Source organism: Kribbella sp. NPDC004875 (assembly GCF_042873375.1).
GTDB lineage: Bacteria > Actinomycetota > Actinomycetes > Propionibacteriales > Kribbellaceae > Kribbella.
Genome location: NZ_JBIALI010000006.1, coordinates 619,940 through 645,835, shown reverse-complemented (window position 1 = coordinate 645,835; position 25,896 = coordinate 619,940). Strand labels below are relative to the sequence as shown.

General features: G+C 67.3%; 29 protein-coding genes. 8 read left to right on the top strand and 21 right to left on the bottom strand.

The genetic code is table 11. The annotated features are described in order from the left end of the window. Positions 1 to 5: 5 nt before the first annotated feature. From ACFYRH_RS33675 to ACFYRH_RS33665, 3 genes are read right to left on the bottom strand one after another with little or no spacing between them, the layout of a single operon-like run. Positions 6 to 665: a CBS domain-containing protein gene (locus ACFYRH_RS33675; RefSeq protein WP_387783735.1), complete on the bottom strand. Its 660-nt coding sequence runs from the start codon at positions 663 to 665 to the stop codon at positions 6 to 8. After that, positions 665 to 1,516, bottom strand: a complete 852-nt coding sequence (locus tag ACFYRH_RS33670; RefSeq protein WP_387783733.1) for a universal stress protein — start codon at positions 1,514 to 1,516, stop codon at positions 665 to 667. Before ACFYRH_RS33670 ends, ACFYRH_RS33675 begins: the two co-directional genes overlap by 1 nt. Positions 1,517 to 1,528: 12 nt before the next feature. Next, positions 1,529 to 2,422 carry a class I fructose-bisphosphate aldolase gene (locus ACFYRH_RS33665; RefSeq protein WP_387783731.1) on the bottom strand — a complete coding sequence of 298 codons (894 nt, stop codon included), beginning with the start codon at positions 2,420 to 2,422 and terminating at the stop codon, positions 1,529 to 1,531. A gap of 460 nt (positions 2,423 to 2,882) precedes the next feature. Here ACFYRH_RS33665 and ACFYRH_RS33660 point away from each other — a divergent pair, with 460 nt between their 5' ends. Further along, positions 2,883 to 3,470, top strand: a complete 588-nt coding sequence (locus ACFYRH_RS33660) for a CBS domain-containing protein (RefSeq protein ID WP_387783730.1) — start codon at positions 2,883 to 2,885, stop codon at positions 3,468 to 3,470. A gap of 82 nt (positions 3,471 to 3,552) precedes the next feature. On the opposite strand, the gene ACFYRH_RS33655 is transcribed toward ACFYRH_RS33660, so the two are convergent. The 6 genes from ACFYRH_RS33655 to ACFYRH_RS33630 all read right to left on the bottom strand — a co-directional run bounded on the left by ACFYRH_RS33655 (position 3,553) and on the right by ACFYRH_RS33630 (position 6,148). Continuing rightward, positions 3,553 to 4,083, bottom strand: coding sequence for an SRPBCC family protein (locus tag ACFYRH_RS33655; RefSeq protein ID WP_387783729.1), 531 nt, complete (start codon positions 4,081 to 4,083; stop codon positions 3,553 to 3,555). Positions 4,084 to 4,087: 4 nt separating this feature from the next. Then, positions 4,088 to 4,402: an ArsR/SmtB family transcription factor gene (locus ACFYRH_RS33650; RefSeq protein ID WP_387783728.1), complete on the bottom strand. Its 315-nt coding sequence runs from the start codon at positions 4,400 to 4,402 to the stop codon at positions 4,088 to 4,090. A 94-nt stretch (positions 4,403 to 4,496) separates the two neighbouring features. Further along, complete coding sequence (locus ACFYRH_RS33645) at positions 4,497 to 4,784, bottom strand: hypothetical protein (protein ID WP_387783727.1); 288 nt, start codon at positions 4,782 to 4,784, stop codon at positions 4,497 to 4,499. Continuing rightward, positions 4,771 to 5,145 carry a J domain-containing protein gene (locus ACFYRH_RS33640; RefSeq protein WP_387783725.1) on the bottom strand — a complete coding sequence of 125 codons (375 nt, stop codon included), beginning with the start codon at positions 5,143 to 5,145 and terminating at the stop codon, positions 4,771 to 4,773. Before ACFYRH_RS33640 ends, ACFYRH_RS33645 begins: the two co-directional genes overlap by 14 nt. Positions 5,146 to 5,263: 118 nt before the next feature. Next, positions 5,264 to 5,572 (bottom strand): hypothetical protein, encoded by a 309-nt coding sequence (locus ACFYRH_RS33635; protein WP_387783724.1) that lies wholly within the window; start codon positions 5,570 to 5,572, stop codon positions 5,264 to 5,266. Between the two features lie 129 nt (positions 5,573 to 5,701). Then, complete coding sequence (locus tag ACFYRH_RS33630) at positions 5,702 to 6,148, bottom strand: Hsp20/alpha crystallin family protein (protein WP_387783722.1); 447 nt, start codon at positions 6,146 to 6,148, stop codon at positions 5,702 to 5,704. A gap of 129 nt (positions 6,149 to 6,277) precedes the next feature. On the opposite strand from ACFYRH_RS33630, the gene ACFYRH_RS33625 reads away from it, so the two are divergent. Together ACFYRH_RS33625 and ACFYRH_RS33620 are read left to right on the top strand one after the other, a co-directional pair. After that, complete coding sequence (locus ACFYRH_RS33625) at positions 6,278 to 7,081, top strand: hypothetical protein (RefSeq protein ID WP_387783721.1); 804 nt, start codon at positions 6,278 to 6,280, stop codon at positions 7,079 to 7,081. A 349-nt stretch (positions 7,082 to 7,430) separates the two neighbouring features. After that, the gene (locus ACFYRH_RS33620; protein ID WP_387783720.1) at positions 7,431 to 7,733 is read left to right on the top strand and encodes a hypothetical protein; all 303 of its coding nucleotides are present in this window, start codon (positions 7,431 to 7,433) and stop codon (positions 7,731 to 7,733) included. On the opposite strand, the gene ACFYRH_RS33615 is transcribed toward ACFYRH_RS33620, so the two are convergent. The 4 genes from ACFYRH_RS33615 to ACFYRH_RS33600 form a co-directional block, all read right to left on the bottom strand. Next, entirely contained in the window at positions 7,721 to 9,394 is a 1,674-nt protein-coding gene (locus ACFYRH_RS33615) for an alpha-amylase family protein (protein WP_387783718.1), read from the bottom strand. The two genes, ACFYRH_RS33620 and ACFYRH_RS33615, sit on opposite strands and share 13 nt — an antisense overlap. A gap of 100 nt (positions 9,395 to 9,494) precedes the next feature. Next, positions 9,495 to 9,716 carry a hypothetical protein gene (locus ACFYRH_RS33610; RefSeq protein WP_387783717.1) on the bottom strand — a complete coding sequence of 74 codons (222 nt, stop codon included), beginning with the start codon at positions 9,714 to 9,716 and terminating at the stop codon, positions 9,495 to 9,497. 84 nt (positions 9,717 to 9,800) lie between these two features. Continuing rightward, positions 9,801 to 11,006 carry a serine/threonine-protein kinase gene (locus ACFYRH_RS33605; protein ID WP_387783715.1) on the bottom strand — a complete coding sequence of 402 codons (1,206 nt, stop codon included), beginning with the start codon at positions 11,004 to 11,006 and terminating at the stop codon, positions 9,801 to 9,803. Positions 11,007 to 11,073: 67 nt separating this feature from the next. Continuing rightward, positions 11,074 to 12,009 (bottom strand): AraC family transcriptional regulator, encoded by a 936-nt coding sequence (locus ACFYRH_RS33600; RefSeq protein ID WP_387783713.1) that lies wholly within the window; start codon positions 12,007 to 12,009, stop codon positions 11,074 to 11,076. A 138-nt stretch (positions 12,010 to 12,147) separates the two neighbouring features. Between ACFYRH_RS33600 and ACFYRH_RS33595 the strand changes: the two genes are divergently transcribed. Continuing rightward, the gene (locus tag ACFYRH_RS33595; RefSeq protein WP_387783711.1) at positions 12,148 to 12,900 is read left to right on the top strand and encodes an SDR family NAD(P)-dependent oxidoreductase; all 753 of its coding nucleotides are present in this window, start codon (positions 12,148 to 12,150) and stop codon (positions 12,898 to 12,900) included. Positions 12,901 to 12,911: 11 nt separating this feature from the next. Here the strand turns inward: ACFYRH_RS33595 and ACFYRH_RS33590 are convergent, their stop codons facing one another. Together ACFYRH_RS33590 and ACFYRH_RS33585 are read right to left on the bottom strand one after the other, a co-directional pair. Further along, positions 12,912 to 13,103 carry a hypothetical protein gene (locus ACFYRH_RS33590; protein WP_387783710.1) on the bottom strand — a complete coding sequence of 64 codons (192 nt, stop codon included), beginning with the start codon at positions 13,101 to 13,103 and terminating at the stop codon, positions 12,912 to 12,914. 4 nt (positions 13,104 to 13,107) lie between these two features. Continuing rightward, positions 13,108 to 13,647, bottom strand: coding sequence for an SDR family NAD(P)-dependent oxidoreductase (locus ACFYRH_RS33585; RefSeq protein ID WP_387783708.1), 540 nt, complete (start codon positions 13,645 to 13,647; stop codon positions 13,108 to 13,110). 100 nt (positions 13,648 to 13,747) lie between these two features. Here ACFYRH_RS33585 and ACFYRH_RS33580 point away from each other — a divergent pair, with 100 nt between their 5' ends. After that, positions 13,748 to 14,173, top strand: a complete 426-nt coding sequence (locus ACFYRH_RS33580; RefSeq protein ID WP_387783706.1) for a MerR family transcriptional regulator — start codon at positions 13,748 to 13,750, stop codon at positions 14,171 to 14,173. On the opposite strand, the gene larA is transcribed toward ACFYRH_RS33580, so the two are convergent. The 6 genes from larA to ACFYRH_RS33550 form a co-directional block, all read right to left on the bottom strand. Beyond that, complete coding sequence (larA, locus tag ACFYRH_RS33575) at positions 14,155 to 15,429, bottom strand: nickel-dependent lactate racemase (RefSeq protein ID WP_387783704.1); 1,275 nt, start codon at positions 15,427 to 15,429, stop codon at positions 14,155 to 14,157. The genes ACFYRH_RS33580 and larA overlap by 19 nt on opposite strands. A gap of 49 nt (positions 15,430 to 15,478) precedes the next feature. Further along, positions 15,479 to 16,411, bottom strand: coding sequence for a glycoside hydrolase family 43 protein (locus ACFYRH_RS33570; RefSeq protein ID WP_387783702.1), 933 nt, complete (start codon positions 16,409 to 16,411; stop codon positions 15,479 to 15,481). A 66-nt stretch (positions 16,412 to 16,477) separates the two neighbouring features. Beyond that, complete coding sequence (locus ACFYRH_RS33565) at positions 16,478 to 17,890, bottom strand: alpha-L-fucosidase (protein WP_387783700.1); 1,413 nt, start codon at positions 17,888 to 17,890, stop codon at positions 16,478 to 16,480. Positions 17,891 to 17,929: 39 nt separating this feature from the next. Further along, positions 17,930 to 19,621, bottom strand: a complete 1,692-nt coding sequence (locus tag ACFYRH_RS33560) for an ABC transporter substrate-binding protein (protein ID WP_387783699.1) — start codon at positions 19,619 to 19,621, stop codon at positions 17,930 to 17,932. A gap of 44 nt (positions 19,622 to 19,665) precedes the next feature. Then, positions 19,666 to 20,616: a carbohydrate ABC transporter permease gene (locus ACFYRH_RS33555; RefSeq protein ID WP_387783697.1), complete on the bottom strand. Its 951-nt coding sequence runs from the start codon at positions 20,614 to 20,616 to the stop codon at positions 19,666 to 19,668. After that, on the bottom strand, positions 20,613 to 21,623 hold the full coding sequence (locus ACFYRH_RS33550; RefSeq protein ID WP_387783695.1) for an ABC transporter permease: 1,011 nt from the start codon (positions 21,621 to 21,623) through the stop codon (positions 20,613 to 20,615). Before ACFYRH_RS33550 ends, ACFYRH_RS33555 begins: the two co-directional genes overlap by 4 nt. Before the next feature lie 143 nt (positions 21,624 to 21,766). Here ACFYRH_RS33550 and ACFYRH_RS33545 point away from each other — a divergent pair, with 143 nt between their 5' ends. Genes ACFYRH_RS33545 through ACFYRH_RS33535 form a run of 3 tightly spaced genes read left to right on the top strand, consistent with a single transcriptional unit; the run spans position 21,767 to position 25,871 of the window. Beyond that, on the top strand, positions 21,767 to 23,095 hold the full coding sequence (locus ACFYRH_RS33545) for an L-fuconate dehydratase (protein WP_387783694.1): 1,329 nt from the start codon (positions 21,767 to 21,769) through the stop codon (positions 23,093 to 23,095). Further along, positions 23,092 to 23,838 carry a FadR/GntR family transcriptional regulator gene (locus ACFYRH_RS33540; protein WP_387783692.1) on the top strand — a complete coding sequence of 249 codons (747 nt, stop codon included), beginning with the start codon at positions 23,092 to 23,094 and terminating at the stop codon, positions 23,836 to 23,838. Before ACFYRH_RS33545 ends, ACFYRH_RS33540 begins: the two co-directional genes overlap by 4 nt. Further along, positions 23,835 to 25,871, top strand: coding sequence for a glycoside hydrolase family 36 protein (locus tag ACFYRH_RS33535; RefSeq protein WP_387783690.1), 2,037 nt, complete (start codon positions 23,835 to 23,837; stop codon positions 25,869 to 25,871). Before ACFYRH_RS33540 ends, ACFYRH_RS33535 begins: the two co-directional genes overlap by 4 nt. Positions 25,872 to 25,896: the final 25 nt, after the last annotated feature.

The window sequence follows — 25,896 nt, the reverse complement described above, 5'->3', positions numbered from 1 at the left end:
ACCCGTTAGTAGAAGATCCCTCCCCGCGAGCGGTTGGTGTCGTCGGTCCGCCAGGTCAGCTTGTTGCGGACGGCCACTACACCGTCCACGTCCTCGACAAGAAGCGTGACGAGTTCGACCGCGCTGCGCCGCTCCACGTGGCCGGTCAGGGTCACCACACCGTCCTGCACCTCCACCTTCACCGCCTGCGGTTCGTCCCACAGATGGCGCTCGACGACATCGCTGTGGATACAGCTGAGGATTTCCTGATCGGAGGCCAGGAACGCGCTGAGCAGATCCGAGCGCGTGACGATGCCGGCAAGTGCGTCACCGTCCATCACGACGAGGCGGGTGATACCGCGGGCCGCCATCAGCCGGGCGGCCTCGTCCAGCGTGCGGCCACCTTCGATCGTGACCGCCGGGCTCGTCATCAGCTGTCCTGCTGTCACGGCGTCCGCCTTCGCCCGCGCCTTCGGGTGCAGCACATTCGGCCGCCGTTTCTCCTCCTTGTACAGCAGATCCGTCTCGGACACCACGCCGGTGATCCGGCCGGTCGCGGCCCGGACCGGCACCGCGCTGATGTGGTGCTCGGCGAGTACTGCGGCGACGGCCTTGAACGGCGTGTCCTCGGTGACCGTGACGACGTCCTTCGTCATCACGTCGGAAACCACCAGGAAGCGGCGCATCACAACTCCTTGTGCCGGCAGACGATCACTACCGGCGAGTCCGCGTGGTGCAGCAGGCTCTGGCTTACCGAGCCCAGCAGCAAGCCCTTGACCCCGCCGCGCCCACGCGACCCGACGACCGTCAGTGAGGCGGTTCGCGAGAGGTCGATCAGTTGCGCGCGCGCCCGTCCCTCCAGGATCGCGGAACGCACCTGCACCGTCGGGTACTTGTCGCGGTACGGCGCGATGCTCTCGGCCAGCCAGTCCTTCAGCAACTGCTCGGTGTCGGCGACCGAAGCCGCGTACTCCGTCCGCGGCTGCCAGCAGTACACGACCTCGAGCGGATCCCCGGTCCGTGCAGCCTGCTCGAACGCGAAGCCCACAGCGTCCTCGGAGTCGGGCGACCCGTCGGTCCCGACCACAATCGGGCCGGTCCGCAGTTCACCGCGCACCACCGCCACCGGGCACGGCGCCTTGGCCGTGACCGCAGTGGCGACCGATCCGAGCAGCGCCGCCGACATCTTGTTCGGCGACCTGGTCCCGACCACGACCAGCTCGGCTCCGCCGGCCTCTCGCAGGATGGCGTGGGCCGGATCCATGTCGACCAGCACTCCGGACACGCGGTCGTCCCCGAGTCCGCTCCGCGCGACCTGGAGCGCGTCATCCAGGTCCTCCTGGAACTTGTCCAGAACCATCGGCGGTGGCACGTACCCGGCCATCCCGAGCGCCGGCCATCGGTCCAGATCGTCTTGGTAGGCCAGCACCACCCGGATCGCGAGTTGCCGCTGCTCCGCCACGTGCACGGCCCAGCGCAGGGCGTTCCGGCTCTCAGGTGAGCCGTCCACACCGACGAGGATGTAGTCCTTCATCATCGCTGGTCCTACTCAGTCGCTCGGGTGCTGGACGAGGATTTCCTTCAGGCCGTCGACGAAGGCCAGCGACTCGTCGTACCCGCGCTGCCACACGTTGCGGCCGAAGATCAGCCCCAGACCGCCCGCGTCCATCGCCTGCTCGGCCTTGCGGTACATCGCCTCGTCACCAGCCCGCTCACCACCCGACACCAGCACCAGCGTCCGGTTCGCGGACCGGACCACGCCGTCGATCGCCTGCTGGGGCGAGAAGATCTCCTCGTACGGCGGCTTCACGTCGTCCCGCTTGTCGGGACGCGGGAAGTTCACCTTCACCACGTCCGCGCCGAGCTCACTCGCCACCCGAGCCGCATAGTCGACCGCGTAGAACGAGTCCTTGCCGCCCTTCGCCTCGATCGCCTCGCCGCGCGGGTACGCCCACACGACCAGCGGCATCCCGAATCGTTCGGCGTCGGCCCGGACCGTCCGGTACTGCGCGAAGTCCGCCTCCTGGGCGGGCGATCCGACGTACAACGTGTAGCCGACCGCGTCGGCACCGAGCCGTACGGCGTCCTCGACGCTCGCGTGCACCGGCGACAACGCGGCCGCGTCCGAGGGGATGTCGGTCTTGCCGTTCAGCTTCAGGATCAACGGGATCTCACCGGCGTAGTCCCAGAAGAACTTCTCCGCCAGCCCGATCTGCATGACGACCCCGTTGAACTCCCCGGCCAGGGCGAGCTTCATGATGTACGCCGGGTCCGAGGCGGCCGGGTTCGCGAAGAAGTCCCGCGGCCCGTGCTCCAGTCCTTGGTCGTACGGCAGGAACAACGCCGTACCGTTCTGCAGGCCGTGGTCGAACAAGATCCGCCGCAACCGCGTCTTCTTTCCCACACTCAGTCCGAGCTCGTTCAACGCCGCACGCTTCTGCATGATCGTCCTCCCCACTGGCAACCCTCGTCCGGACGACCAGGCCCCGGCAGAGGCGACAGTCCTCGACTGGCCGGGACGTTCAGCGGCCGCACTGTCGAGTCTGCAGCGGCGGTCCCCCGGTGCGCAGAGATGGCCGCCGGTCCTCGCCGATCAGCGACTTTCGGCACTGGAGCGTGCCACTGATCGGTGATGAACTGACCATAGGCGAGGGGAGCCGGGCTGGGCGCGAAGCGGCGGGCCCCCACCCCGCGTACCGCGTGCCAACACGGCCGCTCCCGGGGGCGGCGGTGGGTTCCTCTCGCCGTGGGCTCACCGAGGCCCCGACACGACGAGAGTGGCGGATGCATCAGAGAGAGCCGTGCTGATCGCCGGCTCCGATTCGGCGGGCATGGTCGGGACCTTCGGCCCTGACTGCGCTGCGGCCATCGGTCTGTACTGGTGGAGAAAGGGAGTGGTGACGATGCGGGTCAGTGAACTGATGACCACGCCTGCGATCACCGTGCTCGGCGAGACGCCGGTGACTGAGGTACTCCATCTGCTGGACCGGAACCAGATCACTGCGGTACCGGTCGTCGATCGCCACGGCCGGCTCGTCGGCGTGGTCAGCGAGGCGGACCTGATCCCGGACATGCTGCTTGTCGAGGATCGCGTGCCGTCGTACCCGATCAGGCTGTCCGCCGGCGTACGCCCGCGCCGGGCTGTCGAACTCATGGCGCACCTGGTGATGAGCGTTCGTGCCGACGAGGATGTCGACTCGGCGATCGACCTGCTCCGGGAGACGATGGTGAAGAGCCTCCCGGTCGTCGACCACAACCAAGAGGTGGTCGGTGTGATCAGTCGCAGCGACGTCATCCATCACCTCGCCGGTCGCGACGCACGGATCCTCAACAACATCCTCGACCTGCTCCGTGAGCGGGACCTCGACTGGCAGGTCGACGTCGACGACGGCGTCGTCCGCATCCACGGCCCGATCACCGCGCTCGACCGCGAACGTGCCGAGTCGATCGCCGGCTCCGTTCCCGGCGTCCTCGCCGTCCACACCTCCTGACGCGGACGCGCTCGCATCCGAAGGCCGCGGACACGGCGACGCGACGCCGTGTCCGAGCTCCGGCACACCAGACTGGCAGAGATCAGCGGAGTACTGCGGCCTGTTCTTGGTAGGCGGGGACGAGGACTGACCAGCGGGTCTCGGGGTCGGCGGGGGCGCGGTTGGCGAGGTAGGCGGCGAGGGTCTCGGCGTGGACCTGCCAGCCGGCGCCGTAGTACTCGAGTTTGTCGACGGGAAGCCCGTGGACCTCGATGGTCAGGACCGTCTGGGTACCGTCGGGGGTGAGGGTGGCTTCAATGAGGTGGTCGGCGGGTGCCGGGCCAGTGCCGCGGGCAGCGGAGTCGTCGGATTCGCGGCTGGTGACGCGCAGGCGATGCGGCGGTTCGCAGATCTCGATCCGGCCGACTGCTTCCACCTCGGCGGATTCGATGTACTCCGTGAAGGTGCCGCCAGGGCGTAGATCGCCCTGAACCTTCCCGTACCACCTGGCCAAGCGCTCCGGGTCGGTCATGGCCGACCAAAGGTCGTCGATGCCGGTGTCGTAGCGGTCCTCGATGCGTACGACGCCTCGGCCGTCGGTCACGCCCAGTCGCCCCAGGATCTTGCTCGTCATGGATCTAATCCCTCCGCTTGCCTCGCGCGATCTCGGTGTGGAGGGCATCCAGTCGCTGCTGCCAGAGTCCGCGGTAACGGCCGAGCCAGTCGTCGAGCTCGGCGAACGGCTCGGGCCGCAAGCTGTACACCCGCCGCTGCGCCTCCTGCCGTACGTCGACCATTCCGGCCTCCCGCAACACCCGCAGATGCCGCGACACCCCGGGCCGCGCGATCGGCAGCAGCTCCGCCAACTCCCCCGCAGTAGCCGGCCCAGCAGCCAGCGCCTCCACCAGAGTCCGCCGCCCGTCATCAGCCAACGCCCGCAGAACCTCTTCCACACCACGAATGTAACCACTGGCGTACGTAACCGTCAAGGTACATAAAGACCGGGACGAACGACGTGCCAGTGCAGCTCGGTCTCGACGAGTGCGCTCAGCTTGCGCGGGCGGCGGCTGTCAGTGGGGAGTTGCGGGGTGGTCTCGGGGCGACATCCAAGGGGGCGTGGGCCTCCTTGCGGTAGCGGTAGGAGTTGTGTTCGGCGGTGGTGCCGTCGGGGTTGATGATGATGTGGTCGACGCCGTACCACTGTGCAACGGTGGCGCCCTGAAAGACTTGGCGCTCCCGGCCGCCGCCGGCGGCGAAGGGTTTCGGGCTGCTGCGCCAGCGCGTCTTCCAGATGCCGTTGTCGCAGTAGGTCTCGATGTCGTCAACGGGGGCCATCGTGTTTCCCTCCTGGAGGTGGCGGTTCCCAGTGCACGGGGCCGACACGGATCGGCACAGCATCAGACGCACCAGCCCCGGAGCGCCGCGGCCGCGGCGAACGTGCGGCTGAGGACGCACTGAGCGCGGCCGCCTGGGCCCGGTCGTAGGCGGCGCGGCGGATCGGGTCGCGCAGGGTGGCATAGGCATTGAGGAGGTCCTGCAGGCGCCGGTCGGCGTCATCTGCGTCATCGGAACCGGATGTGCGGGTGTCGGGATGGAGGCCGCGGACGAGTCCGCGGAAGGCGTGATCGAGGTCGTCGTCGGAGGCCTCGACGGTGACGCCGAGGATCGCGTACGGGTCGGGCGGCGGCGCGGTCATGGCAGGTACCCATACAGATCATCGGGGTGGGCGAACGGCTCGTCCGGCAGCCACCGCACGGCAGGCGACTGCCGGACGGAGCCGAGGGTCATGTCGCTCACCTTCTCTCTTTGCCTTGTTATCCAGTGGTTTCGGTCGTCTCGGAGAGTGGTTTCGGTCGTCCCGGAGGGCTGCGTTGCCGGCTTTGGGGCTTGCGTGCCGGGGTGCTGCGGGTCAGGGGTGATCGTTGTGGTGGCGGCGGCTGGTGTGGTGGCCGGCCGGCCCATCCGCCGTGGGGTGGTGACGGGTTGCGGTGTGGGGGCTCGGACGGTGATTCCCAACTGGCGGCAATCAGTGCGTCGAACTCGGCGCGCAGCAGGTCGTCGTCGTCGAGGACGAGGTCTGTGAAGGCCTCGGCGATGGTTTGCTGCCGGTCGGTCGCGGTCATCGATCCCACCTCATCGACAACTCCTCCCACGTCACTGGCACCGGGGACCGAGACCGGGACCGGGACCGATGCCAGTGACGTGACGTGGCGTGGCGTGGTGTGGCTTGGTGTGGCTTGGTGTGGTGTGGGTCAGGCGTCGAGCTGTTTGCGGTCGTCGCTGTCGGCCGCGCTGATCGCGATCTTGCGCGGCTTGGCCTTCTCCGCGATCGGGATCTTCAGCGTCAGTACGCCGGCCTCGTAGCTCGCCTCGATCCGGTCGGCGTCCAGGGTGTCGCCGAGGAACAACTGCCGGGAGAACACCCCGAGCGGACGTTCCGCGACCTGCATCTCCACGCCGTCGCCGAGCTCGAGCGGGCGGCGTTCGGCCTTCACCGTGAGCACGTTGCGCTCCACGTCGAGATCGATCGCCTCCGGCGAGATCCCGGGCAGATCGAACGAAACGACGTACCGGTCGCCGTCACGGTAGGCGTCCATCGGCATCGGGCTCGGCCGCGACCACGTGCCCGGCGCCTGACTGCCGAAGAACTGCTGGGCGAACCGGTCCAGCTCTCGGAACGGGTCGGTGCGCATCAACATCGTCCTACACCTCCTGAAAGTTTCGACCAGTGGTGTCAACACGCACTTTCCTTATAACATGTCATCGAAACGATGACAAGCAGCAAAAGTCAGCGAACCGCTGACACAATGCGAGGCAAGGAGGTGACCATGACACCCACCGACACACCCGGCGACACACCCGGCGAAACCCCCACCGACACACCCGGCGCAGCACCCGCGGCACCCGCGGCACCCGCGGTACGGGCTGCACCGGGGGCACCGGCGTCGGGGTCGGCGGCGGCCGCGATCGCGGCCGTCGAGGAAACCGTCCACCAGGTCGCACACCACCAAGACACCCCGACGCCCGGGCAGCCAGACACCACCAGCCCAGACCCCACCAACCCGGACACCAACAGCCCAGACACCAACCCGGACGCCACCGGCCCAGACGCCGCCGGCCCGGACGACGTACTGACCGCGCTGGCCGGCCTGCGCGCCGTCCAAGACCGGCTCGCCACCTGGGAACCACTGCTCATCGGCGCCGCCCGCGCCCGCGGAGCCAGCTGGGCCGCGATCGCCCCCGCACTCGGCCTCGCCAGCCGCCAAGCCGCCGAACGCCGCTACCTGCGACTCAACCCCCACACCACCAACCCCGCCGGCATGACCGGCGAAGAACGCGTCAAAGCCGCCCGCGACCGCCGCGCCGGCGACCGCGCCGCCAACCAATGGGCCCGCGACAACGCCCCCCGGCTACGCCGGCTCGCCGCCCAAATCACCGCCCTCGACAACCTCGACCCAACCACCCAAAAAGCCGTCGACCGCGTCCTGCACGCCCTCGGCAACAACGACACCGCAACACTCCTGACCCCCCTGGCCGACGCCGGACACAAACTCCAACACACCCACCCCACACTCGCCGAACAAGCCGCCGACATCACCACCACCACCAACCGGCTACGCCACCCCACCTGACATCACCGTCGACTCCCGCCGGCCGGGCGACGGAGATGCTGATCGAGCGCAACGGCCTCACCAGCGACCCGACGAACAAACTGCGCACAGATCCGGGCATACACCGTTTACGAAGCGTCACACCCTGGGCACCGCATTGTCAGCGGCCCTCGTCGATCGGCTCCCCACACAACCGTCGACGAGGGCATGCTTGCGGACAGGCCGGCCGCTGTGACAACTGCGGCGGCGGCAACTGGATATGCCCTCGGACGGCCTTTCGGCGGGGAGGGTAGTCGGCCTCATCGGCACTTCGCTGCCCGTACTTCGCCCGTACTGTTTGAACCCGTAGGTGTCGCTAGTGTGGTGCTCCATGACTGCGTGGAATGTTGGCCCGAGGCAACAACCAGGAGCATCCGGTGCCCGCCGACGACCCGGCGTCGCGGGCGTCGTCGCGGGGATAATCCTGCTGGGGGTCGCACTGGTCGTCCTGATCCTCCCCTTCGGCCTGTTCCTCCTCGGAGGCGGCGGCGACAGCGAGGCGTTCAGCGCGATGCTGAGAGGGTTCGTGATCGCGGCCGCGGTCATCGGCGTACTGGCTCTCGCCGTCCTGACCTTCGGCATCGTCACGCTTGTCTCCTCCCGCCGAGGCAGCGCGTCAGGTCAGATGATGTAGCGGTCTTCGGGACCGACGACACGGAGCCAGCGCGTCGCGTACGGCTCGAGGGTGAGCGGCAACGTGCCGTCCGGGGCGACGTCGGCGGATCCGTCCCGAAGCAGGTCGACCGCACGGAGTCCGACGCCCGTGCCGGAGACCCCGAGCGCGACCTCGACGGACTCGGCGCCGAAGTTGTGCGCGGCAACGACGACGCCGCCCTCGTACTCCGATCGATGCGCGAACACGGCCGGCACTCCGGGCTGCAGGATCGTGCACTCTCCCCACGAGAACTCCGGACACTCCCGATAGCGCCGGATGAGCAACTTGATCCAGTTGAGCAACGAGTCCGGATCGCGACGTTGCGCGGCCACGTTGACGTTCTCGGGCCCGAACTCCCCTTCGGTGACAGGTGCCACGAGCCGCGACGGGTCAGCCGTCGAGAAGCCGCCGTTCAGGCCTGCCGTCCACTGCATCGGGGTACGGACGGCCCGTCGGCCTTCTACTGCGAGGTTCTCGCCCATCCCGATCTCCTCGCCGTAGAAGAGCACAGGCGTGCCCGGCAGCGAGAACAGCAGGCTGTAGACCATCTTGAGCCGGGCCTGGTCGTTGTCGAGCATCGGCGGCAGGCGACGGCGCAGCCCGCGGCCGTAGAGCTGCATGTCCTGGTCCGGCCCGAACGCCTCGAACACCTCCTGCCGCTCGCGGTCAGTGAGCTTGTCCAGGGTCAGCTCGTCGTGATTACGCACGAAGGTCCCCCACTGGCCGTCCTCGGCACAGGGCGGACGCCGGCGCAGCGCGTCGACCAGCTCGGACGGATCCTCGCGCGCCAGTGACAGGTACAGCCGCTGCATACCGACGAAGTCGAAACACATCGTCAGCTCGTCGCCGTCCTCGTCGCCGAAGAAGCGGCGTACCTCCGGGTACGGCAGGTTGACCTCGCCGAGGAGAATCGACTGTGCTCGGCGACGGTCCACGAACGCCCTCAGGTCCCGCAGGTAGTCGTGCGGATCCGGCAGGTTGCCCGCGTCCTCCGCACCCGAGGTGTCGAGCAGGAACGGTACGGCGTCCACGCGGAACCCGGACACGCCGAGCTGCGACCAGAACCCGATCACCCGCTGGATCTCTTCGCGGACCTCGGCGTTCGCGATATCGAGATCCGGCTGGTGCTTGTAGAAGCGGTGCAGGTAGTACTGGCCCGCCTCCTCGTCGTACTGCCACAGGCTGGTCTCCTGGTCAGGAAAGACAATGCCCTCGTGCTGATTCGCCGGCGGCTCGTCGCGCCACACATACCAGCCGCGGTACGGCGAATCTCGCGAGGCGCGGGCGCTGCGGAACCAAGGATGCGCGTTCGAGGTGTGATTGACCACCAGGTCGGCGATCACCCGGATCCCGCGATCGTGGGCGAGGGTGATCAGCTCGACCAGGTCACCGTGAGTGCCCAGCCGCGGGTCGACGCCGTAGAAGTCGGTGATGTCGTAGCCGTCGTCGCGATCCGGTGTCGGGTAGAACGGCATCAGCCACAGGCAGGTCACGCCCAACTCGGCCAGATGATCGATCCGTTGGCCGACCCCACGCAAGTCGCCCGACCCGTCGCCGTTGGTGTCGAAGAAGGTCTCGACATCGAGGCAGTAGATCACCGCGTTCTTCCACCAGACATCAGCCGTCTCCGTGAGGCGCATGACCTCCCCGTTCCCCGCCCGATCCCGCCGTACACCTGGCTCAAGGTGCATCACGGGCGACAAGGAACCCGATGGTGAGCCGGTCGCGGCCGCTCGTGCCTCAGCTCTTGGAAGCCGCCTTACCGCCCTTGCGGCCCGCCTTCTTCTTCTGAGCGGTCGTTCCGCCCTGCTTGCTGCTGCCGCCCTTACCGCTGCGCTGACCGCCGTGCTCGCTCGACTTCGGAGCATTGGCGATCTTCGCGGCGCGCTCCTTGGACATCCCCTTGTCCTTCAACGCCTCGTACTGCTTCTCGTTCTTCACGTTCGCCGACTTACCGGGCATCGTGACCTCCGCTGTCTCGGTGTTCGCATCGGTACCCAGCCGGTGCAGCAGAAAACCAGCGAGTCTACGGCCGCGGCTGGTCCCTCAGTGCTTCGGTTTCTTGGGCTTCGGCGGTTTCGCTTTCTTGGGCTTGGAGGGTTCCTTGGCGTGGGTCTGGGGTTTTGCGCGGGGCCGGGCAGTCACCGGAACTTTGGTGTGGGCACTGCGCTCGGTGGTGGTCGTCGGCGAACTCGTCCGTACGGGCGTGGGCGTCGTGCGCTGCGGCACGACTGCGAGCGTCGGCGGCCTGGCGGGTTCAGCGGGCGCAAAGTCGTTCGTTGCCGGCAGCTCGCTGCCTCGCGTCTCCAGCACGATCCCCACAGTTGCCGCGACCACGAGCGCGAAGACCGCGCCGACGCCGGCGAGCATCGCCTTGGTTCGTCGACGGCGTACCGGCCCGTACTCCGTGGTCGTCGCGTCGGCGCCGATCATCGGCTGTACACCATGGGCGATCTGACTCGCGGTCGGTCGCCGGCCTGGATCCTTGTCGAGCATCCAGAGGATCAGGGCCTCGACCTCACCGGCGAGGTCCGGCCGAAGATCGCTCGGCAGCGAGGGCGCGACCTCCACGTGCTGGTACATGATCGATGCCGGCGACTCCGCCATGAACGGCGGATGGCCGGTCACCAGCTGGTACAGCACACATCCGAGCGCATACACGTCGGCCGGCGGTTCGGCCGGGTGGCCCAGCGCACGTTCTGGCGCGAGATAGTGGGTGGTGCCCATGATCTGACCGTTCGACGTCATCGTCGTCGTTGCGTCGTCCAGGATCCTGGCGATGCCGAAATCGGCGAGCTTGACGGCTCCGTCGTCATCCAGCACCAGGTTCGCGGTCTTCACGTCGCGATGCACGATCCCGAGCTGATGCGCAGCGGCCAGCCCGGCCGCGGCCTGCCGCACGATCCTGAGCGCGGCGTCGGCCGGGAACGGCCCCGTACGTCGCAGCTCGTCGGCGACGGACGAACCCTTCACGAGTTCCATCGCGATGAAGTAGCGGTCATGGTCACGACCGAAGTCGTACGTGGCGACGACATGCGGGCTCTGGATCCGCGCGGAGACCCGTGCTTCCCGCAGGAAGCGTTCCGGCCGCGCGAGTGACTCCGGCTCCGCGAGTGGCGTCATCAGCTTCACCGCCACCGGACGAACCAGTACCTCGTCCGTGGCCCGGTACACCGTCCCCATGCCCCCACGGCCAAGGAGCTCATGAAGCCGGTAGCGGCCGGCAACAAGTCCCTCGTCTGCATCCCTCACAGCCGCTCGGTACCCCGCCGTACGCGCACCAATCGCTAGGCCTACTTGGTGGGATCCTGGCCGCGGTTCATGCCACTTCCCCGTCGCCGGGCCGGGCCGGGGGCCGACGGGACTGGTTCCGGAACTGGGTGGGAGGTGTGCCGACCACGCGGCGGAAGGCGGTGCTGAACGCGCTCTCGGACAGGTAGCCCGTGGCCCGTGCGATCTCGGAGATCGACAGGGTGTCGCGGGCAAGGGCGTCGCGCGCGAGGCTCATGCGCCAGTGGATCAGGTACTCCAACGGAGCGACGCCGACATGGCGCTTGAATGCCTGGGCGAACGCGGAACGCGACATGTGGCTGATCTGGGCGAGCTCCTTCAGGCTCCAGGAGTGCGCGATGTCCGCGTGCACGGCGCGCAACGCCGTACCGATGCCGTCTTGGTTCAAGGCGCCCAGCCAGCCGGTCGGCCGGTCGGTCTGGCCGGCGTGCGCACGCAGCATGTGGACGAGCAGGATTTGTGCGAGGTGGTTCTGGACCAGCGGGCCGCCGGCGGCGGTGACCCCGACCTCGGTGGCCAGGAGATCGACCAGCTGCGCGAGCCGCCTGCCGTGCGGGTCGGCCTCGCGGACGATCACGAGCGGCGGTAGCAGATCGGTGAGAAGGGCCGCATTGCTGTCGTCGAACGCGATGTGCCCGACGCACAGGTAGAGGTCGTCCTCGGACTCGGGGCCGATCCGGACGAACCCCGCCTCGGCACCCGCCAGCACCGGCGCCGCAGGGCTGGGGCTCGCGTCGGGCGAGCTGGCCAGCACGTACGGCGGAGGGTTCCCCAGCATGAAGGTGTCGCCCTCCCGCAGGAGCACCGGCTCGTGCCCTTCGAGGATCAACCAGCACGCGCCGCGGACGAGGCCGCCGATCCGCACGTGCAAGAACGCGTCGAAGCGCAACGCCCACTCACCGACGGCCCGGAGGCTCGGCCCGACCACCGTTCGCGGCCGGAGCAGACCGATCGCGTCAGCCACTGGATCCCCAAAGCCGAACACTGACGCCCTCCTGGACGATACATAAAGAAGCCTGGACTCTTCGTTATGGATCGTACTGCGCGACTCCAGCAGGATCGATGTCGAACGATCGACATCGAGAAGGATGGAGCAACACCTATGGGACAGCTGGACGGCAAGACGGCGGTGGTCACCGGAGGGAGCAGCGGCATCGGGCTGGCCACCGCCGTACGGCTGGCGGACGAGGGCTCTTACGTGTTCGTCACCGGACGGCGTGAGGCCGAACTGGAGGCCGCCGTCAAGGCCATCGGAACAGATCGGGCCACCGCGGTCGCCGGCGACATTTCGACGTTGGAGGACCTGGACCGGCTCTACGCTGCGGTCCGGGCCCGGGGCAACGGATTGGACGTGCTCGTGGCGAATGCGGCGGTCGGCGCGTTCGTGACGCTGGAACAGACCACCGCGGAGCACTTCGACCAGACCTTCGCGATCAACGTCCGAGGCACTCTGTTCACTGTGCAGAAGGCGTTGCCGCTGCTGAACGACGGAGCCTCGATCGTCCTGATCGGTTCGACCGCCGCCGATCGCGGAGTCGAAGCCTTCGGCGCGTACGCCGCGTCGAAGGCGGCCGTCCGGTCCTTCGCGCGGACGTGGTCGAACGAACTCAGGCACCGCGGCATCCGGGTCAACGTCGTCTCGCCGGCCTGGATCGAGACTCCCGGGGGCACCGCCGCTTTCGGCGATGACGAGACCGCCCGAACGGTCAAGGAGAATGTCGCCGCGACCGTGGCCAGGGGCCGCATGGGGCAGCCTGAAGAGGCCGCCGCAGTCGTGACCTTCCTGGCCTCGGAGCAGAGCAGCTACGTCGTCGGCGCGAACTTCTACGTCGACGGCGGCGCGAACCAGATCTGAGCAGGTGCCGGCTACCGGGAACCAGCGGCCGCGAGCAGCTCGGTGATCTGTGCGTAGAACTGGGCCGGGTCGCCGGCGAGCGCGGTCTTCACCATCGCCGTCCAGTCGTCGACGACCACCTCGATCGCACCCGCCGCCAAGCCGTCGAGCGAGCGACGCGGTACCTCGCGCGGATCGATCTTCGGTCCGTCGTACCCGGCCATCATGTCAGTGTCGGCGGCGCCGAGGAGTACTCCTTGAACGAGCGTGCCCTGAGCGGCGAGCTCGAGTCGTACGCCGTTCGTCATGTTCCACTCTGCGGCCTTGGCGGCGGCGTACGCCCCCGGCGCCCGGGGAGGCGAACCACGACAGGGCCGACAGAACGTTCACGATGGCACCTCCGCCGTTGCCGGCGAGGACCGGGCTGAACGCACGGATCACGTCGAGCGTGCCCCAGAAGTGCGTGTCCATCTCCCGACGGATCTCGGCGAGGTCGCCGGTGACGAGCTCGGCGCCGGTCGTGATGCCGGCGTTGTTGACGAGCAGGCTGACCTCGCCCGCGGCGGCCGCTGCCGCGGTGACGGACTCGTGGTCGAGCAGGTCGAGCCGCAGCGGCACGACCCGGGTGTCGTCGAAGGCGAGCGTCTCGGGGCGACGAGCGGTCGCATATACCTTGCTCGCCCCGCGGTCGAGCAGCTCGAGGACGAAGTGCCGGCCGATGCCGCGGTTGGCTCCGGTGACGAGGGCGATCCGGTCGGTGACGTTCATCGATGCCTTGCTTCCTGTGGAGGGTCTCGGTACGCCGGGCCGCGCCCGGCACCAGCTACGCTAAAACCTCACGTTGACGTCAAGGTCAAGTGGAGGACACATGCGAATCGGCGAACTCGCACGCCGAGCCGGCGTCAGCACCAGAGCACTGCGGTACTACGAGGAGCAGGGACTCCTCACCTCGGATCGCACCCTCAGCGGCCAGCGGATCTATCCAGAGACGGCGGTGGAGCGTGTCCGGCTGATCCAGCAGCTCTTCACCGCCGGCCTGCCCAGCAAGACCATCGTGCGACTGATGCCGTGCATCGAGTCCGGACACGCATCACCCGAGGCCTTCGACCTGATGGCAGCCGAACGCGACCGCATCACCGCCGCCATGACGGACCTCGCCGCCGCGCGCGACGCACTGGACCGCATGATCGACATCGCTCATCACCCAACCCCCGAACACTGCCCCACCCTCCGCGACCCCACCTGGTCGCCCTACGAGGCTGCGGAGGAACTCGGTCAGGGGGCGGCGAGGTAGGGGATCGTCTGGGGGCCTTCGGGGAGGATGCAGAGGCGGGCGTTCGGGCCGGCTGCGGCGAGGGTGTCCGCGATGGTTGCGGTGATGTCGGTGGTTTGCTCCAAGTGGGCTTCGTGCAGTTCGGAGTCGGTGAGGAAGCTGGTGTGCATGACGACCCGGCTGGTCGCCTGGACGCGGGCCTGGATCTGCACCTGCCATTGGTCGGGCGCGGTCTCGGGCCTGGCGCCGATCTGAGCGAGCAGCTCCTCAGGGGAGCCGGCCGAGGAGAGGACCGAGCGGTAGGACCCGTGATCCGGGAAGCCGTCACGGCACTCCGCCGCGCAGATGATCGTCCCGCCGGGGCGGACGATCTGGTGGGCGGCCGACATGCCCTTGACGGACTGGTAGAGGTTCTGATCGAGGGGAAAACCCGAGTTGGTGGTGACCACGACGTCGAACGGCGCGCTCACCGGCTGCATGGCGATTCGCTTGGCCGCGGCGCAGGCGGCCGCGTGCATTGGCAGCAGGTCACCGCCGAAGGCCGCCACGATGTCCTTGTCCCGATTGAGCACGACGTCCAGGGCGAAGGTGACCCCCGTCGCGTCGGCGATCGCCCGGACGTCGTCGTGCACCGGGTTTCCCTGCGTCACTCCCCAGGTCGCGCTCGGGTTGCCGATCCGGGCGGCGTCATGCAGTACGAGGACCGTGTCGAGACCCGCCAGGCCGGGCGCGACGAGTTTCGGCCCTCCGGAGAATCCGGCGAAGAAGTGCGGCTCGACGAAGCCGGTGGTGATCCGCACATCCGCATCGACCCATCTACGGTTCAGCCAGACCGGTACGCCGTCGCCATGGACCCCCAGCCAGGCCAACTGATCCTGGTCGCGGCCGTCGTGATTGACGATCCGTACGGAATCGACGACCACATCCCCGAACATCTGCCGAAGTTCGGCGTCACTGTTGCCGCGATGCGTACCGGTCGCCACCAGCACCACCACATCGTCGAGGTCCACCACACCATCGAGCTCGGCCAGGACGGCCGGAATCATCTGCTGCCGCGGCTGTGGCCGGGTACCGTCGCAAGCGGAGATCGCCACGGTCTGGCCACGGCGAACCCGCTCGCGCAACGGCGGTCCTGCCACGGGCTCGCGCAGCGCACGGCGCAGGGTTGCGGCCGGATCGGAGGCAGCGCGGTGATGCACCGGCTCCACTACGGTCGTCCGTGCGGAGTCCGCCTCGACGACCAGTCCGGTCTCGCCGTACGCCAGACGCACCTTCATCAACCGGCCTTCCTTTCAGAGGACACAGCCTTTCAGAGGACACAGCGCCTCACGCCCAAGCGGTACTGAGCCGCTCGTACTCTCCGGAGGTCAGCGGTAGTACGACGCCGTGACAGGGATCGTCCGGCAGACGGTGATCCGCACAGGCCACCCATTCACCGCCGGCGAGGTCGGTGGTCTCGAACGGGACGTAGCGGCGTTCAGCGGTGAATTCGTCGATCCACAGATACCACCTGTTCTCAGTGTTCGACTTGTACACCAACGGACCCTCGCCCTGGCTGATCGCGCCGAGACCGATGCCTTCGGTCAGCGGCTTCCAGTCGGCGGTCGTGAGTGAGGTCGAGGTCTCGGAGAAGATCGACTTGCCGTACGGCGAGTCGCCGGCGCGGCTGCGTTCGTCCTTCAGGAAGCGGTAGTAGACAGCCTCGTGCCGGATCACCGTGGTGTCGATCGTCTGCCAGCCCCGGTCGATCCACACACGTGGCTCCGAGAACTCGCGGAAGTCGCGGGTGGTCGCGCACATGATCCTGTTGTAGCTCTCCCCCGCGTGTGCGGCGTTGTCGTACAACGTCGAGGACCAGTGCACGAGGTAGGCGTCCTGTTCGGGGTCCCAGATCGCCTCCGGTGCCCAGGCGTTCCCGGCCTCGGGCGGTGCGACCTCGACGAGTCGCCCCTCTCCCCAGTGCACCAGATCGTTCGACTCCCACACCATGATCGAGCGGCTGCCGTGGCGCTGGTGCCGGTCCCAGTCGAGGCTGGCAGCCAGACGCAAGTCGGTCGCGACCAGGAAGAACCGGTCACCGCGCGGCGAACGGACGATGTGCGGGTCGCGGACACCCCGCTCCCCCAAGGCGGAGTACAAGACCGGCTTGCCGCCGTTGAGGTCGTTGAAGTGCAGCGGGTCGTTGCCGTCACTCAAGGCGAAGTAGATCTGCTCACCATCGGCAGATTCACGCTTGAAATGCGCGTAGAGGTAGCCCACGTGCCGTCCTGTTTCCCCGCGGGGGTCCATCAGATCGAGTCGTCTTTCTGGTCGGTCGGCGGACAGCTAGCCGAGGTCGATGGCGAGGCAGTTGGCGGTGGTGAGGGGTGGGGTGTCGGGGAGGCGGACTACCAGGATGCCTTCGGCTTGTTCGTACGGGACCGGGCCGTGGCCGAGGAGGCGGACGCCGGTGACGGTTTCGTGGTCGGCCAGGCTGCGGATCACCGCGCGACGGTCCTCCGGCCAGGCCAGCTGGAAGGCGTAAAGGGTGTTGTCCCGCCGGGTGAAGCGGTAGTCGGCGCTCGTCCAGGCAACCCGGTCTTCGGTGAAGCCCTTGATGACGACGGTCGACGGGCCCTCGCCGAACACGCGGAACGGCCTGGTGCCGTAGATGCCTTCGCCGCAGATCCGCGTCCAGGCGCCCAGGTCCTCCAGGAGCTGCGTGCACTCGATGTCGATCGTGCCGTCCGGTAGCTGGGGGACGTTCAGCAAGAGATTGCCGTTCTTCGACACGATGTCGACCAGCATCTCGATCACATGGCCGGCGGTCTTGTACACGTCGCGGACGTTGTAGAACCAGTCGCCGACCGACGTGTCGGTCTGCCAGGGAGCGGGATGGATCTCCGGCGTCTGGCTGCGCTCGATGTCCATGATGCCGACGGCGCTCACGGCTGGGTTCCGGTCCTTCTGCTGGTACACGGCGCGCGGGTTGGTGTTGTACAGGTGGGCGACCGCGCGCAGACCGGGCGTGTAGTCCACCTCCCCGAACGGCAGCGGTCCGTCGGAGTACAGCAGCTCCGGCTGGTACTTGTCGATCATCTCGGTCACCGCGTCGAGCCAGTGCCGGTGCCACGCCGGTTCGGTGGCGTACCACGGGTCCTGTACGACGACCTCCGGGCCGGTCAGGTAGGCGCCGTTGTCGAGGTAAAGATCCCGGTACGCCGGATCGCCGCCGTCGTACGGCACACCGGCGTACGGACCGTGCCGGTCGTGGCCCTTCGCGGCGGCGAACCAGCTGAACGCCGCACCGAGATGTTCCGTGAGCCCGAACGGCAGCCCGCGCTCGGCCGCAGCGGCCTTCCACAGACCGACGATGTCCTTGCCCGGGCCGACCTTCACCGAGTTCCAGGGATTCACGACGGACTCGTAGTTGAAGAAGTTGTCGTGGTGCACGGCCTGCGCCACGAAGTACCGCGCCCCCGCCGCCACGAACCGATCCATCAGCTCTTCCGGATCGAACCGCTCCGCCTTCCACAGCGGTACGACGTCCTTGTAGCCGAACTGCGACGGGTGTCCGTACGTCCGCAGGTGGTAGCGGTACTGATCGCTGCCTTCGCGGTACATGTTGCGCGCGTACCAGTCGCCGTACCGTGGCACGGACTGCGGTCCCCAGTGCGACCAGATGCCGAGTTTCGCGTCCCGGAACCACTCTGGGCACTCGAAACCGGACAGGGATTCGAACGTTGCGTCAAACGGCACTGGTCGCTCCTCGTCGGGAAGATGTTTCAGAGAGATGGACTACTTGTTGGGGACCTTGTCGTACGCGGTCTGCTGGATCTCCAGGTAGCGCTTGAGACCGAGGCTGTCGAGGCCCTTGACGTAGGCGTCCCAGTCGGTGTCGATGTTCTTCGAGCCGGTGACGAACTGCAGCGCGTTCTGCTGGACGTAGCTGTCGATGTTCGTCTGCAGCGTCGCGAGCTCGCTGGCCTGCGCCGGGTCGATCCAGACCTTCCAGAACGGGTAGATCTGGGCCTTGTCCTCGTGGCCGGCGTACAACTTGGTGGCCTCGAACAACTTACGCTCGTAGCCCGCCTGCGAGTAGATGTCGGTGCCGATCGCCTCGGAGTTCCGGAAGCGCGCGGTGTTGTTGTACTGCGCCATCGCGCCCCAGCCCGAGTTCCGCGGGGTCGAGCCGGGCTTCTGCGGGATCTGCTTGAAGATCGGCTTCAGCGACTTGTCGAGCGCGACGTCACCGGCGGTCGGCTGGGACCAGCCCTTGCCCTCCAGCCCGAACTGGCCGTTGATCTGGCCCGGGTCGGTGAAGATGTAGTCGAGCATCTTGATCGCCTGGATCTGCTTTTCCGGCGTCGCCTTGGACGTCAGCACGAACGTCGCACCCGGCGCGCTCGGGAAGTTGTAGCCCGTGAAGTTGGCGCCGTCCGGACCGGTCAGTGGCGGCACGGCGTCGTACTGCTTGTCCCGTCCGTCGGCCGAGCCGGTGTTGACGAAGATGCCGGGGTGCAGCACGGTCGAGGAACCGAGGATCACCGAGCCGGCGTGGTTGCCCTGCTGCGAGAGCGCGTCCGCGTTCTGGGTGAAGGCGCCCTTGTCGATCAAGCCTTCCTTGTAGAGCGAGTTGATGTACTTCAGGCCCGCTTTCCAGCCGTCCTTGTTCGCCTGGATGTCGACCTTGCCGTTGTTCAGCACCAGGGCCGAGTTGTTGTACCCGCTCGAGCCCTGCGGGTCGTAGATGAACGCGTTCATGAAGTACGGGATCAGGAAGTCCCGCACGTCGGCGCTGAGCGGGATCTCGTCGGCCTTGCCGTTGCCGTTCGGATCCTGGGTCTTGAAGGCCTGCAGGACCTTGCGCATGTCCTCGGTGGTCTTCGGCTGCTGCAGTCCGAGTTTCTTCAGCCAGGCCGAGTTCATCCAGAGCTTGTCCTGGTACGAGCAGTGGAAGCAGTCCACCCATTGCGGCAGGCCGTAGATCTTGCCGTCCGGCGCGGTGGCCATCGCCTTCCACTCCGGCGTGGAGTCCAGGGCCTTCTTGATGTTCGGCGCGTACTGGTCGATCAACTGATTCAGCGGTACGACCACGCCCTGGGTCGACAGCTTCTGCAGGTCCGTCTGGCTGAACTGGTCGACCCACGGGATCAGCAGATACAGGTCGGGGTAGTCACCACTGGCCAGCGAGATCTGCCGCTTCTCCTTGGCCGGGCCACCGTCGTACGTCGTGGTCTGCCACTTGATCGTGATGTTGAACTTCTGCTGGATCAGCTTGGTGAAGTCGTTGGTGGCCAGGTTCGTGTCGGCCGACTGCGGCGCGAACACGTTCAGCGTGACGGCCGGGTTCCCGGTGACCGTCGGCAGTGGTTTGCCCTGCGCGGCGTCCGTGCTGCCGCCGCCTCCGGAGCAGGCCGCGAGGCCGAGTGCCAGGAGACTGATGCCGGCGATCGCGGCACGCCTCCGCCTACTGAGCTTTACAGACATGGGTTCCTCACAGGGGTTCGAGACAAGCAGAGCGGTATCGGGGATCAGCCCTTGACGGCGCCGATCAGGATTCCCTTGGTGAAATAGCGGGCGACGAACGGATAGATCAGCAACACCGGAACGCTCGCGACCACGATCAGCGAGTACTTGAGCAGGTCCGCCAGCTGCTGACGCTGGATGACGACCGAGGCGTCGACCGCACCGCCGCCCTGGGTGTTCAGGATCAAGATGTTCCGCAGCACCAACTGCAGCGGGAACAGATCCGGGTTCTTCAGATAGATCAACGCGTCGAAGTACGAGTTCCACTGCATGATCGCGTACATCAACGCGACCACCGCGATCATCGGCTTGGCCAACGGGATCACCACCGACCACAAGAACCGCAGATCACCACAACCGTCCAACTGCGACGCCTCGACCAGCTCGTCCGGGATCGCGGTCCGGAAATAGGTCCGGGCGATGATCACCTGCCAGACCCCGATCGCCTGCGGCACGATCAACGCCCACCGGGTGTCCAGCAGACCGACCGACTGCACCACCAGGTACGTCGGGATCAACCCGCCGGTGAACAGCATCGTGAACAGAATCAGCGTCATCACGACATTCCGGCCGACCAGCGTACGGCGCGACAACGGATAGGCGACCGCGATCGTCATCGTCACGCTCACGATCGTGCCGACAACGGTGTAGAACAACGAGTTCAGATAGCCCTGGATGATCTGCGGGTTGTCGAACACCGCGTGATACCCACGCAACGAGAAGTCCACCGGCCAGAACAACACCCGCCCCGACGACACCGCCTCCGGACTACTGAACGAACTCGCCACGACATACAGCAACGGCAGCAGCACGACGGCAAGGAACACCGCCAGCAACAGGTACACACACACCAAGAAGATCCGGTCGGTCCGCGGCTCGCGGATCCGCCGCGCCCGCGCCGCCCGCCGCTCCACGCGCTTGCTCGGCGCCGGCCGTTGTTCGGTAAGAGTCGTCATGACCACAGTCCGTTCCCGGTGACCCGCTTCGCGATCACGTTCACGACCAGCAGCAGCACCAGATTGATCACCGAGTTGAACAGCCCCACCGCCGTCGCCATGCTGAAGTCCGCGTTCAGCAGACCCGTCTTGTACACATACGTCGCGATGATCTCCGACTGGCTCAGGTTCAGCGGATTCTGCAGCAGGAACGCCTTCTCGAAACCGATCGCCATAATGTTGCCGACCGCAAGAACCAGGATGATCACCGCGGTCGGCATGATCCCCGGCAAATCGACATGCAGGATCCGCCGCAACCGGCCCGCGCCGTCCACCTTCGCCGCCTCGTGCAACGCCGGATCGATCCCCGCCAGCGCGGCCAGATAGATCACCGCGGAGTACCCCGTGGTCTGCCACACATCCGACCACACATAGATATGCCGGAAATAATCCGGGTTCCCGAGGAAATCGACGGCCGGCACACCGAAGAACCCCAGCCCCTCGTTCACGATCCCGAGCCGCGGCGACAACACCAGGATCGTCATCGACACCACCACCACCGTCGAGATGAAGTACGGCGCGTACGTCACCAGCTGCACCGTCCGCTTGAACAGGCCGTTACGGGCCTCGTTCAACGCCAGTGCCAGCACGATCGCGAGCGGGAAACTCGCCCCCACCGTGTAGACCGACAACACGAAGGTGTTCTTCACCAGGGTCCAGAACACCGGGTTGTGGAAGAACAGATCGAAGTTCTGCCACCCGATCCAAGGACTGCCCCAGATGCCCTTGATCACGTTGTAGCTCTTGAACGCCAGCACCGCGTTCGACATCGGGATGTACTTGAAGACGGCGAACCAGATCAGCGGCACGACCATCAACAAGTACAGGGTCCAGTGCCGCCGAAGGCTGCGGCGCAGGCCCTTGACCCCGGGGCGTTCGCGCCGCCGTCGCCGGCGCCGTGGTTCAGCAGGTTTTTCGATATACCTCGCCAGCGGTGGCTCGCGGTCAGTGGTCACCAAGTTGCTCATGCCATCAGTCCTCCGTCGAGACGACGAGGGTATTAATCCCATGAATTTCCGGGATCGTAGCGCTGGCGCTGCCGCTGGTCCATACTGAACGGCATCAAAGATGGAGAAAGATCCCATCTATCGCTCTCTGCAAGGGGCCCGCCATGCGCTGCATCACCTCGGTGGAGGTCGTCGACGTCCGCTTTCCGACCTCGCTGACCAGCGACGGATCCGACGCGATGAACAAGGACGGTGACTACTCGGCGGCGTACGTCGTCCTGCACACCGACGACCCTGACCTCGCCGGGTACGGCCTCACCTTCACCATCGGGCGCGGCAACGACCTGTGTGCCGCCGCCGCCCGGCAGCGCGCCGAGCCGCTGATCGGCCGCGACGTCGACGAACTGTGCGCCGATCTGGGCGGGATCTACCGGGAACTGCAGTCGGACAGCCAGTTGCGCTGGCTCGGCCCGGACAAGGGCGTCATCCACCTCGCGCTCGCGGCGGTGATGAACGCGGTCTGGGACCTGGCCGCCCGGAGAGCCGGCGTACCGCTGTGGCGACTGTTGTCGGACATGTCGCCCGAGGATCTCGTCGCGGCCGCCGACCTGCGGTACCTTTCCGACGTCCTCACGGCGGACCAGGCGGTCGCCCTGCTCGCCCACCAGGAACCGGGTCGCAAGGAACGCATCGCGGAGCTCGAGGCCACCGGCTATCCGTGCTACACCACCTCGGCCGGCTGGCTCGGGTACTCCGATGCCAAGCTGCGCAGGCTCTGCGAGGAGGCCGTTGCCTCAGGCTACAAACACGTGAAGCTCAAGGTCGGCGCGAACCTGGCCGACGACGTCCGGCGCTGTGCCATCGCCCGCGAGGTCCTCGGGCCGGACGGTCACCTGATGATCGACGCGAACCAGGTGTGGGACGTGCCGGAGGCGATCGAGTGGGTGCAGGCGCTGGCCGGGTTCGACCCGCTGTGGATCGAGGAACCCACCAGCCCCGACGACATCCTCGGGCACGCCGCGATCCGCAAGGCCGTGGCGCCGATCGGGGTCGCCAGCGGTGAGCACGGCATGAACCGCGTGCTGTTCAAGCAGATGTTCCAGGCCGGCGCCCTCGACTACTGCCAGCTCGACGCGGCCCGGCTGGGCAGCATCAACGAGGTACTCGCGGTGTACCTGCTCGCCGCGTCCTTCGGCGTACCGGTGTGTCCGCATGCCGGCGGTGTCGGTCTGTGCGAGCTGGTTCAGCACCTGTCGATCTTCGACTACGTCGCCGTCTCGGGCAGTCTCGACGGCCGGGTGACGGAGTACGTCGACCACCTGCACGAGCACTTCGTGGAACCGTGCGTGGTCCGGAACGGCTCGTACGTGCTGCCCGCTGCGCCCGGCTACAGTGCCGAGATGCACACCGAAGCACTCGGCACCTACCGCTTCCCGGACGGTTCCTACTGGGCGGCACGCACGTCGACGGACGCCACCGAGGCACTGCCGTGACCCCGGACAAGGTCGCCGAACAGCCCCGCACCCCTGGCGTCTCGCAGACCGATGTGGTGGTCGAGGGCATCCGGCGGCTGATCATCGACGGCCGCCTCCGGCCGGGCGACCGGCTCCCGGTCGAGAAGGATCTTGCGGCCGCGCTCGGCGTGTCCCGGAACCCGTTGCGCGAGGGAGTTCGCGCGCTGTCGATGATGGGCGTCCTCGAGACGCGGCAGGGCGACGGCACCTACGTCACCGGGCTCGAACCATCGATGCTCCTGGCTCCGATCGGCTTCGTGGTCGACCTGCAGCACGGCAGCGGAACCACCCATGTGCATTCGGTACGGCGGATTCTCGAGACCGAGGCCGCGGCATCGGCGGCGCAGCGGATCGGCAGCGCGGACCTCGAGGCGGCCGCGGAACTGCTCCGGCACAACGCGACCGAACTGGCGCTCGGCGAACCGAACCACGAGACGGTCATCGAGAACGACATCGCGTTCCACCGCATCATCGCGGAAGCGGCGGGCAACCCGGTGCTGACCGCATTGATCGACGCCCTGGGCGGCCGCACGATGCGGGACCGGCTGCGCCGATCGATCACCCAGCCCGGCGCCGACGAGACCGCCCATCGGGAGCACCTGTCGATTCTCGCCGCGCTGACCGCGCACGACCCGGACCGGGCCCGCACCCGGATGTCCGCCCACCTGTTCACCGTCGAGGACTACCTCCTCGAACAAAGCGTCGTAGATGAGGACATGTGACGTTGCTGCGCTGGAGTACGGCTGACCTGACCCTGACCTTCGCCCTCGACGACGGCCCGGTGCGGCTGATCGCCGTTCGCGAGCGATCTGCACCGGAGCGCCCTGGGCAGGAGCCGAGCCAGGCCATGGTCGAAGTGACTGCCCTCGGGTTCGGTCGCTCGCCCAGCAGCAATCGGCACGTGGAGACCGTGCTCGGTCAAGCGCTGCGGTACGTCCGGCACGAAGAGACCGACCGCACGTTGCGCATCCTGCAGGAGGACCCGGACTCCGGGTTGCGTGTCACCAGTGTGTTCGAAGCGGGAGCCGGCGTCCGCGCCTGGTCCGAGGCATCCCTTACCGGTCCGGGGTCCCTCGAGTTGACGTTCCTGTCGTCGCTCGCCGTCGGCCTCGAGTCCGTCGACGCAGATCTCCATTCAGCCAGGAACAGTTGGATGACCGAGAGCCGATGGTCCGTGACGTCGCTGCGGGCGGGAGCGCTTGCCGACATCGTCAGCGAGGGTCATCGTCACGTGGCCCGGACGCGGCACGCGGTCACCAACTTCGGTTCGTGGTCCACCGGTGAACGGCTGCCGATCGGCGTACTGGTCGCCCGAGGTACGGCGTACGCGTTGGGCTGGCAGATCGAGCACAACGGGCCGTGGCACTACGAGATCGGCGAGGCCCGATCCGGCGGTTATCTGGTGCTGAGTGGCCCGACCGATCAGGAACACCAGTGGAGCGTGGCACTCACCGAGGACGAGCCGTTCACGTCGGTGCCGGTGTCACTCGTTGCCGGGACCGACCGCGACAGTACGTTCGCCGCGCTCACCCGCCAGCGTCGCGCCGTACGCCGGCGACGCCCTGTCGACGACCGGATGCCGGTGGTCTTCAACGACTACATGAACACCCTGGTGGGCGATCCGACCACGGAGAAGCTCCTGCCGCTGATCGACGCCGCCGCCGAGGCCGGCGCGGACTACTTCTGCATCGACGCCGGCTGGTACGCCGAAGGCGACTGGTGGAACACCGTCGGCGCCTGGCAACCCTCGACCACCCGCTTCCCGAACGGGCTCGCCGAAGTCGTCGACCGGATCCATTCACGCGGCATGGTGCCCGGCCTCTGGCTCGAACCCGAGGTCATCGGCGTCCGGTCCCCGGTCGCCCACGAACTGCCCGACGAGGCGTTCCTCACCCGCCGCGGTATCCGGGTCGCCGAATCCGGGCGGTACCTGCTCGACCTGCGCAACGCGGTCGCCCGCAAACATCTCGACGACACCGTCGACCGGCTGGTCGAGGACTTCGGCGTCGGCTTCTTCAAGTTCGACAACAACACGATGACCGGGCCCGGTACCGACAAGGGCGGTACGTCGCTCGGCCACGGGCTCCTGGAACACAACCGCGCCCTCCTCGACTGGCTCGACGACCTGCAGACCCGCCATCCGGATCTGCTGATCGAGAACTGTGCGTCGGGCGCGATGCGGATGGACTACGCCATGCTGTCCCGCCTGCACCTGCAGTCGACGTCGGACCAGGAAGATCCGTTGCTCTATGCACCGATCACGGCAGCTGCCCCGGCCGCTCTGCTCCCCGAACAGGCCGGCCACTGGGCCTACCCGATCACCGGGACGACCCGCGAACAGTTCACCTTCGCCCTCGTCAACGGCATCCCGGGCCGCTTGTACCTCTCCGGTCACCTCAACCGCATGACGCTGTCCGAGCTCGATCTGGTCCGCTCGGCGCTCGCCGCGCACCGCGAGATCCTCGGGGACCTCGACACGCTCGTCCCCAGCTGGCCGCTCGGTCTGCCCGGGTGGACGGACGACTGGATCGCCCTCGCTCTCAACGGGCCTCGCACCACCTACCTGACCTTGTGGCACCGCGCCGCCGGCCCCGCCACCGTCAACCTCCCCATCCACCGGTCCTCGATCGCACCGCATTTCCCCACCGACGACACCGACTGGACCTACACGTGGAGCGACGACGTACTCACCGTCACCGCCAACACCCCCGAGCCCTCCGCCCGAGTACTCCGCCTGGACACCAACCCCGGCTGACATCACCCAGGTACTCGGGCGCGCG

Coding starts and splice junctions, on each gene's coding strand:
- ACFYRH_RS33550 (WP_387783695.1), bottom strand. CDS start 21,623: ATGAGCAACTTGGTGACCACTGACCGCGAGCCACCGCTGGCGAGGTAT.
- ACFYRH_RS33675 (WP_387783735.1), bottom strand. CDS start 665: ATGCGCCGCTTCCTGGTGGTTTCCGACGTGATGACGAAGGACGTCGTC.
- ACFYRH_RS33595 (WP_387783711.1), top strand. CDS start 12,148: ATGGGACAGCTGGACGGCAAGACGGCGGTGGTCACCGGAGGGAGCAGC.
- ACFYRH_RS33640 (WP_387783725.1), bottom strand. CDS start 5,145: ATGACCGCGCCGCCGCCCGACCCGTACGCGATCCTCGGCGTCACCGTC.
- ACFYRH_RS33655 (WP_387783729.1), bottom strand. CDS start 4,083: ATGACGAGCAAGATCCTGGGGCGACTGGGCGTGACCGACGGCCGAGGC.
- ACFYRH_RS33560 (WP_387783699.1), bottom strand. CDS start 19,621: ATGTCTGTAAAGCTCAGTAGGCGGAGGCGTGCCGCGATCGCCGGCATC.
- ACFYRH_RS33585 (WP_387783708.1), bottom strand. CDS start 13,647: ATGAACGTCACCGACCGGATCGCCCTCGTCACCGGAGCCAACCGCGGC.
- larA (WP_387783704.1), bottom strand. CDS start 15,429: ATGAAGGTGCGTCTGGCGTACGGCGAGACCGGACTGGTCGTCGAGGCG.
- ACFYRH_RS33620 (WP_387783720.1), top strand. CDS start 7,431: ATGACTGCGTGGAATGTTGGCCCGAGGCAACAACCAGGAGCATCCGGT.
- ACFYRH_RS33660 (WP_387783730.1), top strand. CDS start 2,883: ATGCGGGTCAGTGAACTGATGACCACGCCTGCGATCACCGTGCTCGGC.
- ACFYRH_RS33610 (WP_387783717.1), bottom strand. CDS start 9,716: ATGCCCGGTAAGTCGGCGAACGTGAAGAACGAGAAGCAGTACGAGGCG.
- ACFYRH_RS33580 (WP_387783706.1), top strand. CDS start 13,748: ATGCGAATCGGCGAACTCGCACGCCGAGCCGGCGTCAGCACCAGAGCA.
- ACFYRH_RS33670 (WP_387783733.1), bottom strand. CDS start 1,516: ATGATGAAGGACTACATCCTCGTCGGTGTGGACGGCTCACCTGAGAGC.
- ACFYRH_RS33625 (WP_387783721.1), top strand. CDS start 6,278: ATGACACCCACCGACACACCCGGCGACACACCCGGCGAAACCCCCACC.
- ACFYRH_RS33545 (WP_387783694.1), top strand. CDS start 21,767: ATGCGCTGCATCACCTCGGTGGAGGTCGTCGACGTCCGCTTTCCGACC.
- ACFYRH_RS33555 (WP_387783697.1), bottom strand. CDS start 20,616: ATGACGACTCTTACCGAACAACGGCCGGCGCCGAGCAAGCGCGTGGAG.
- ACFYRH_RS33665 (WP_387783731.1), bottom strand. CDS start 2,422: ATGCAGAAGCGTGCGGCGTTGAACGAGCTCGGACTGAGTGTGGGAAAG.
- ACFYRH_RS33615 (WP_387783718.1), bottom strand. CDS start 9,394: ATGCGCCTCACGGAGACGGCTGATGTCTGGTGGAAGAACGCGGTGATC.
- ACFYRH_RS33590 (WP_387783710.1), bottom strand. CDS start 13,103: ATGGCCGGGTACGACGGACCGAAGATCGATCCGCGCGAGGTACCGCGT.
- ACFYRH_RS33630 (WP_387783722.1), bottom strand. CDS start 6,148: ATGTTGATGCGCACCGACCCGTTCCGAGAGCTGGACCGGTTCGCCCAG.
- ACFYRH_RS33635 (WP_387783724.1), bottom strand. CDS start 5,572: ATGACCGCGACCGACCGGCAGCAAACCATCGCCGAGGCCTTCACAGAC.
- ACFYRH_RS33645 (WP_387783727.1), bottom strand. CDS start 4,784: ATGGCCCCCGTTGACGACATCGAGACCTACTGCGACAACGGCATCTGG.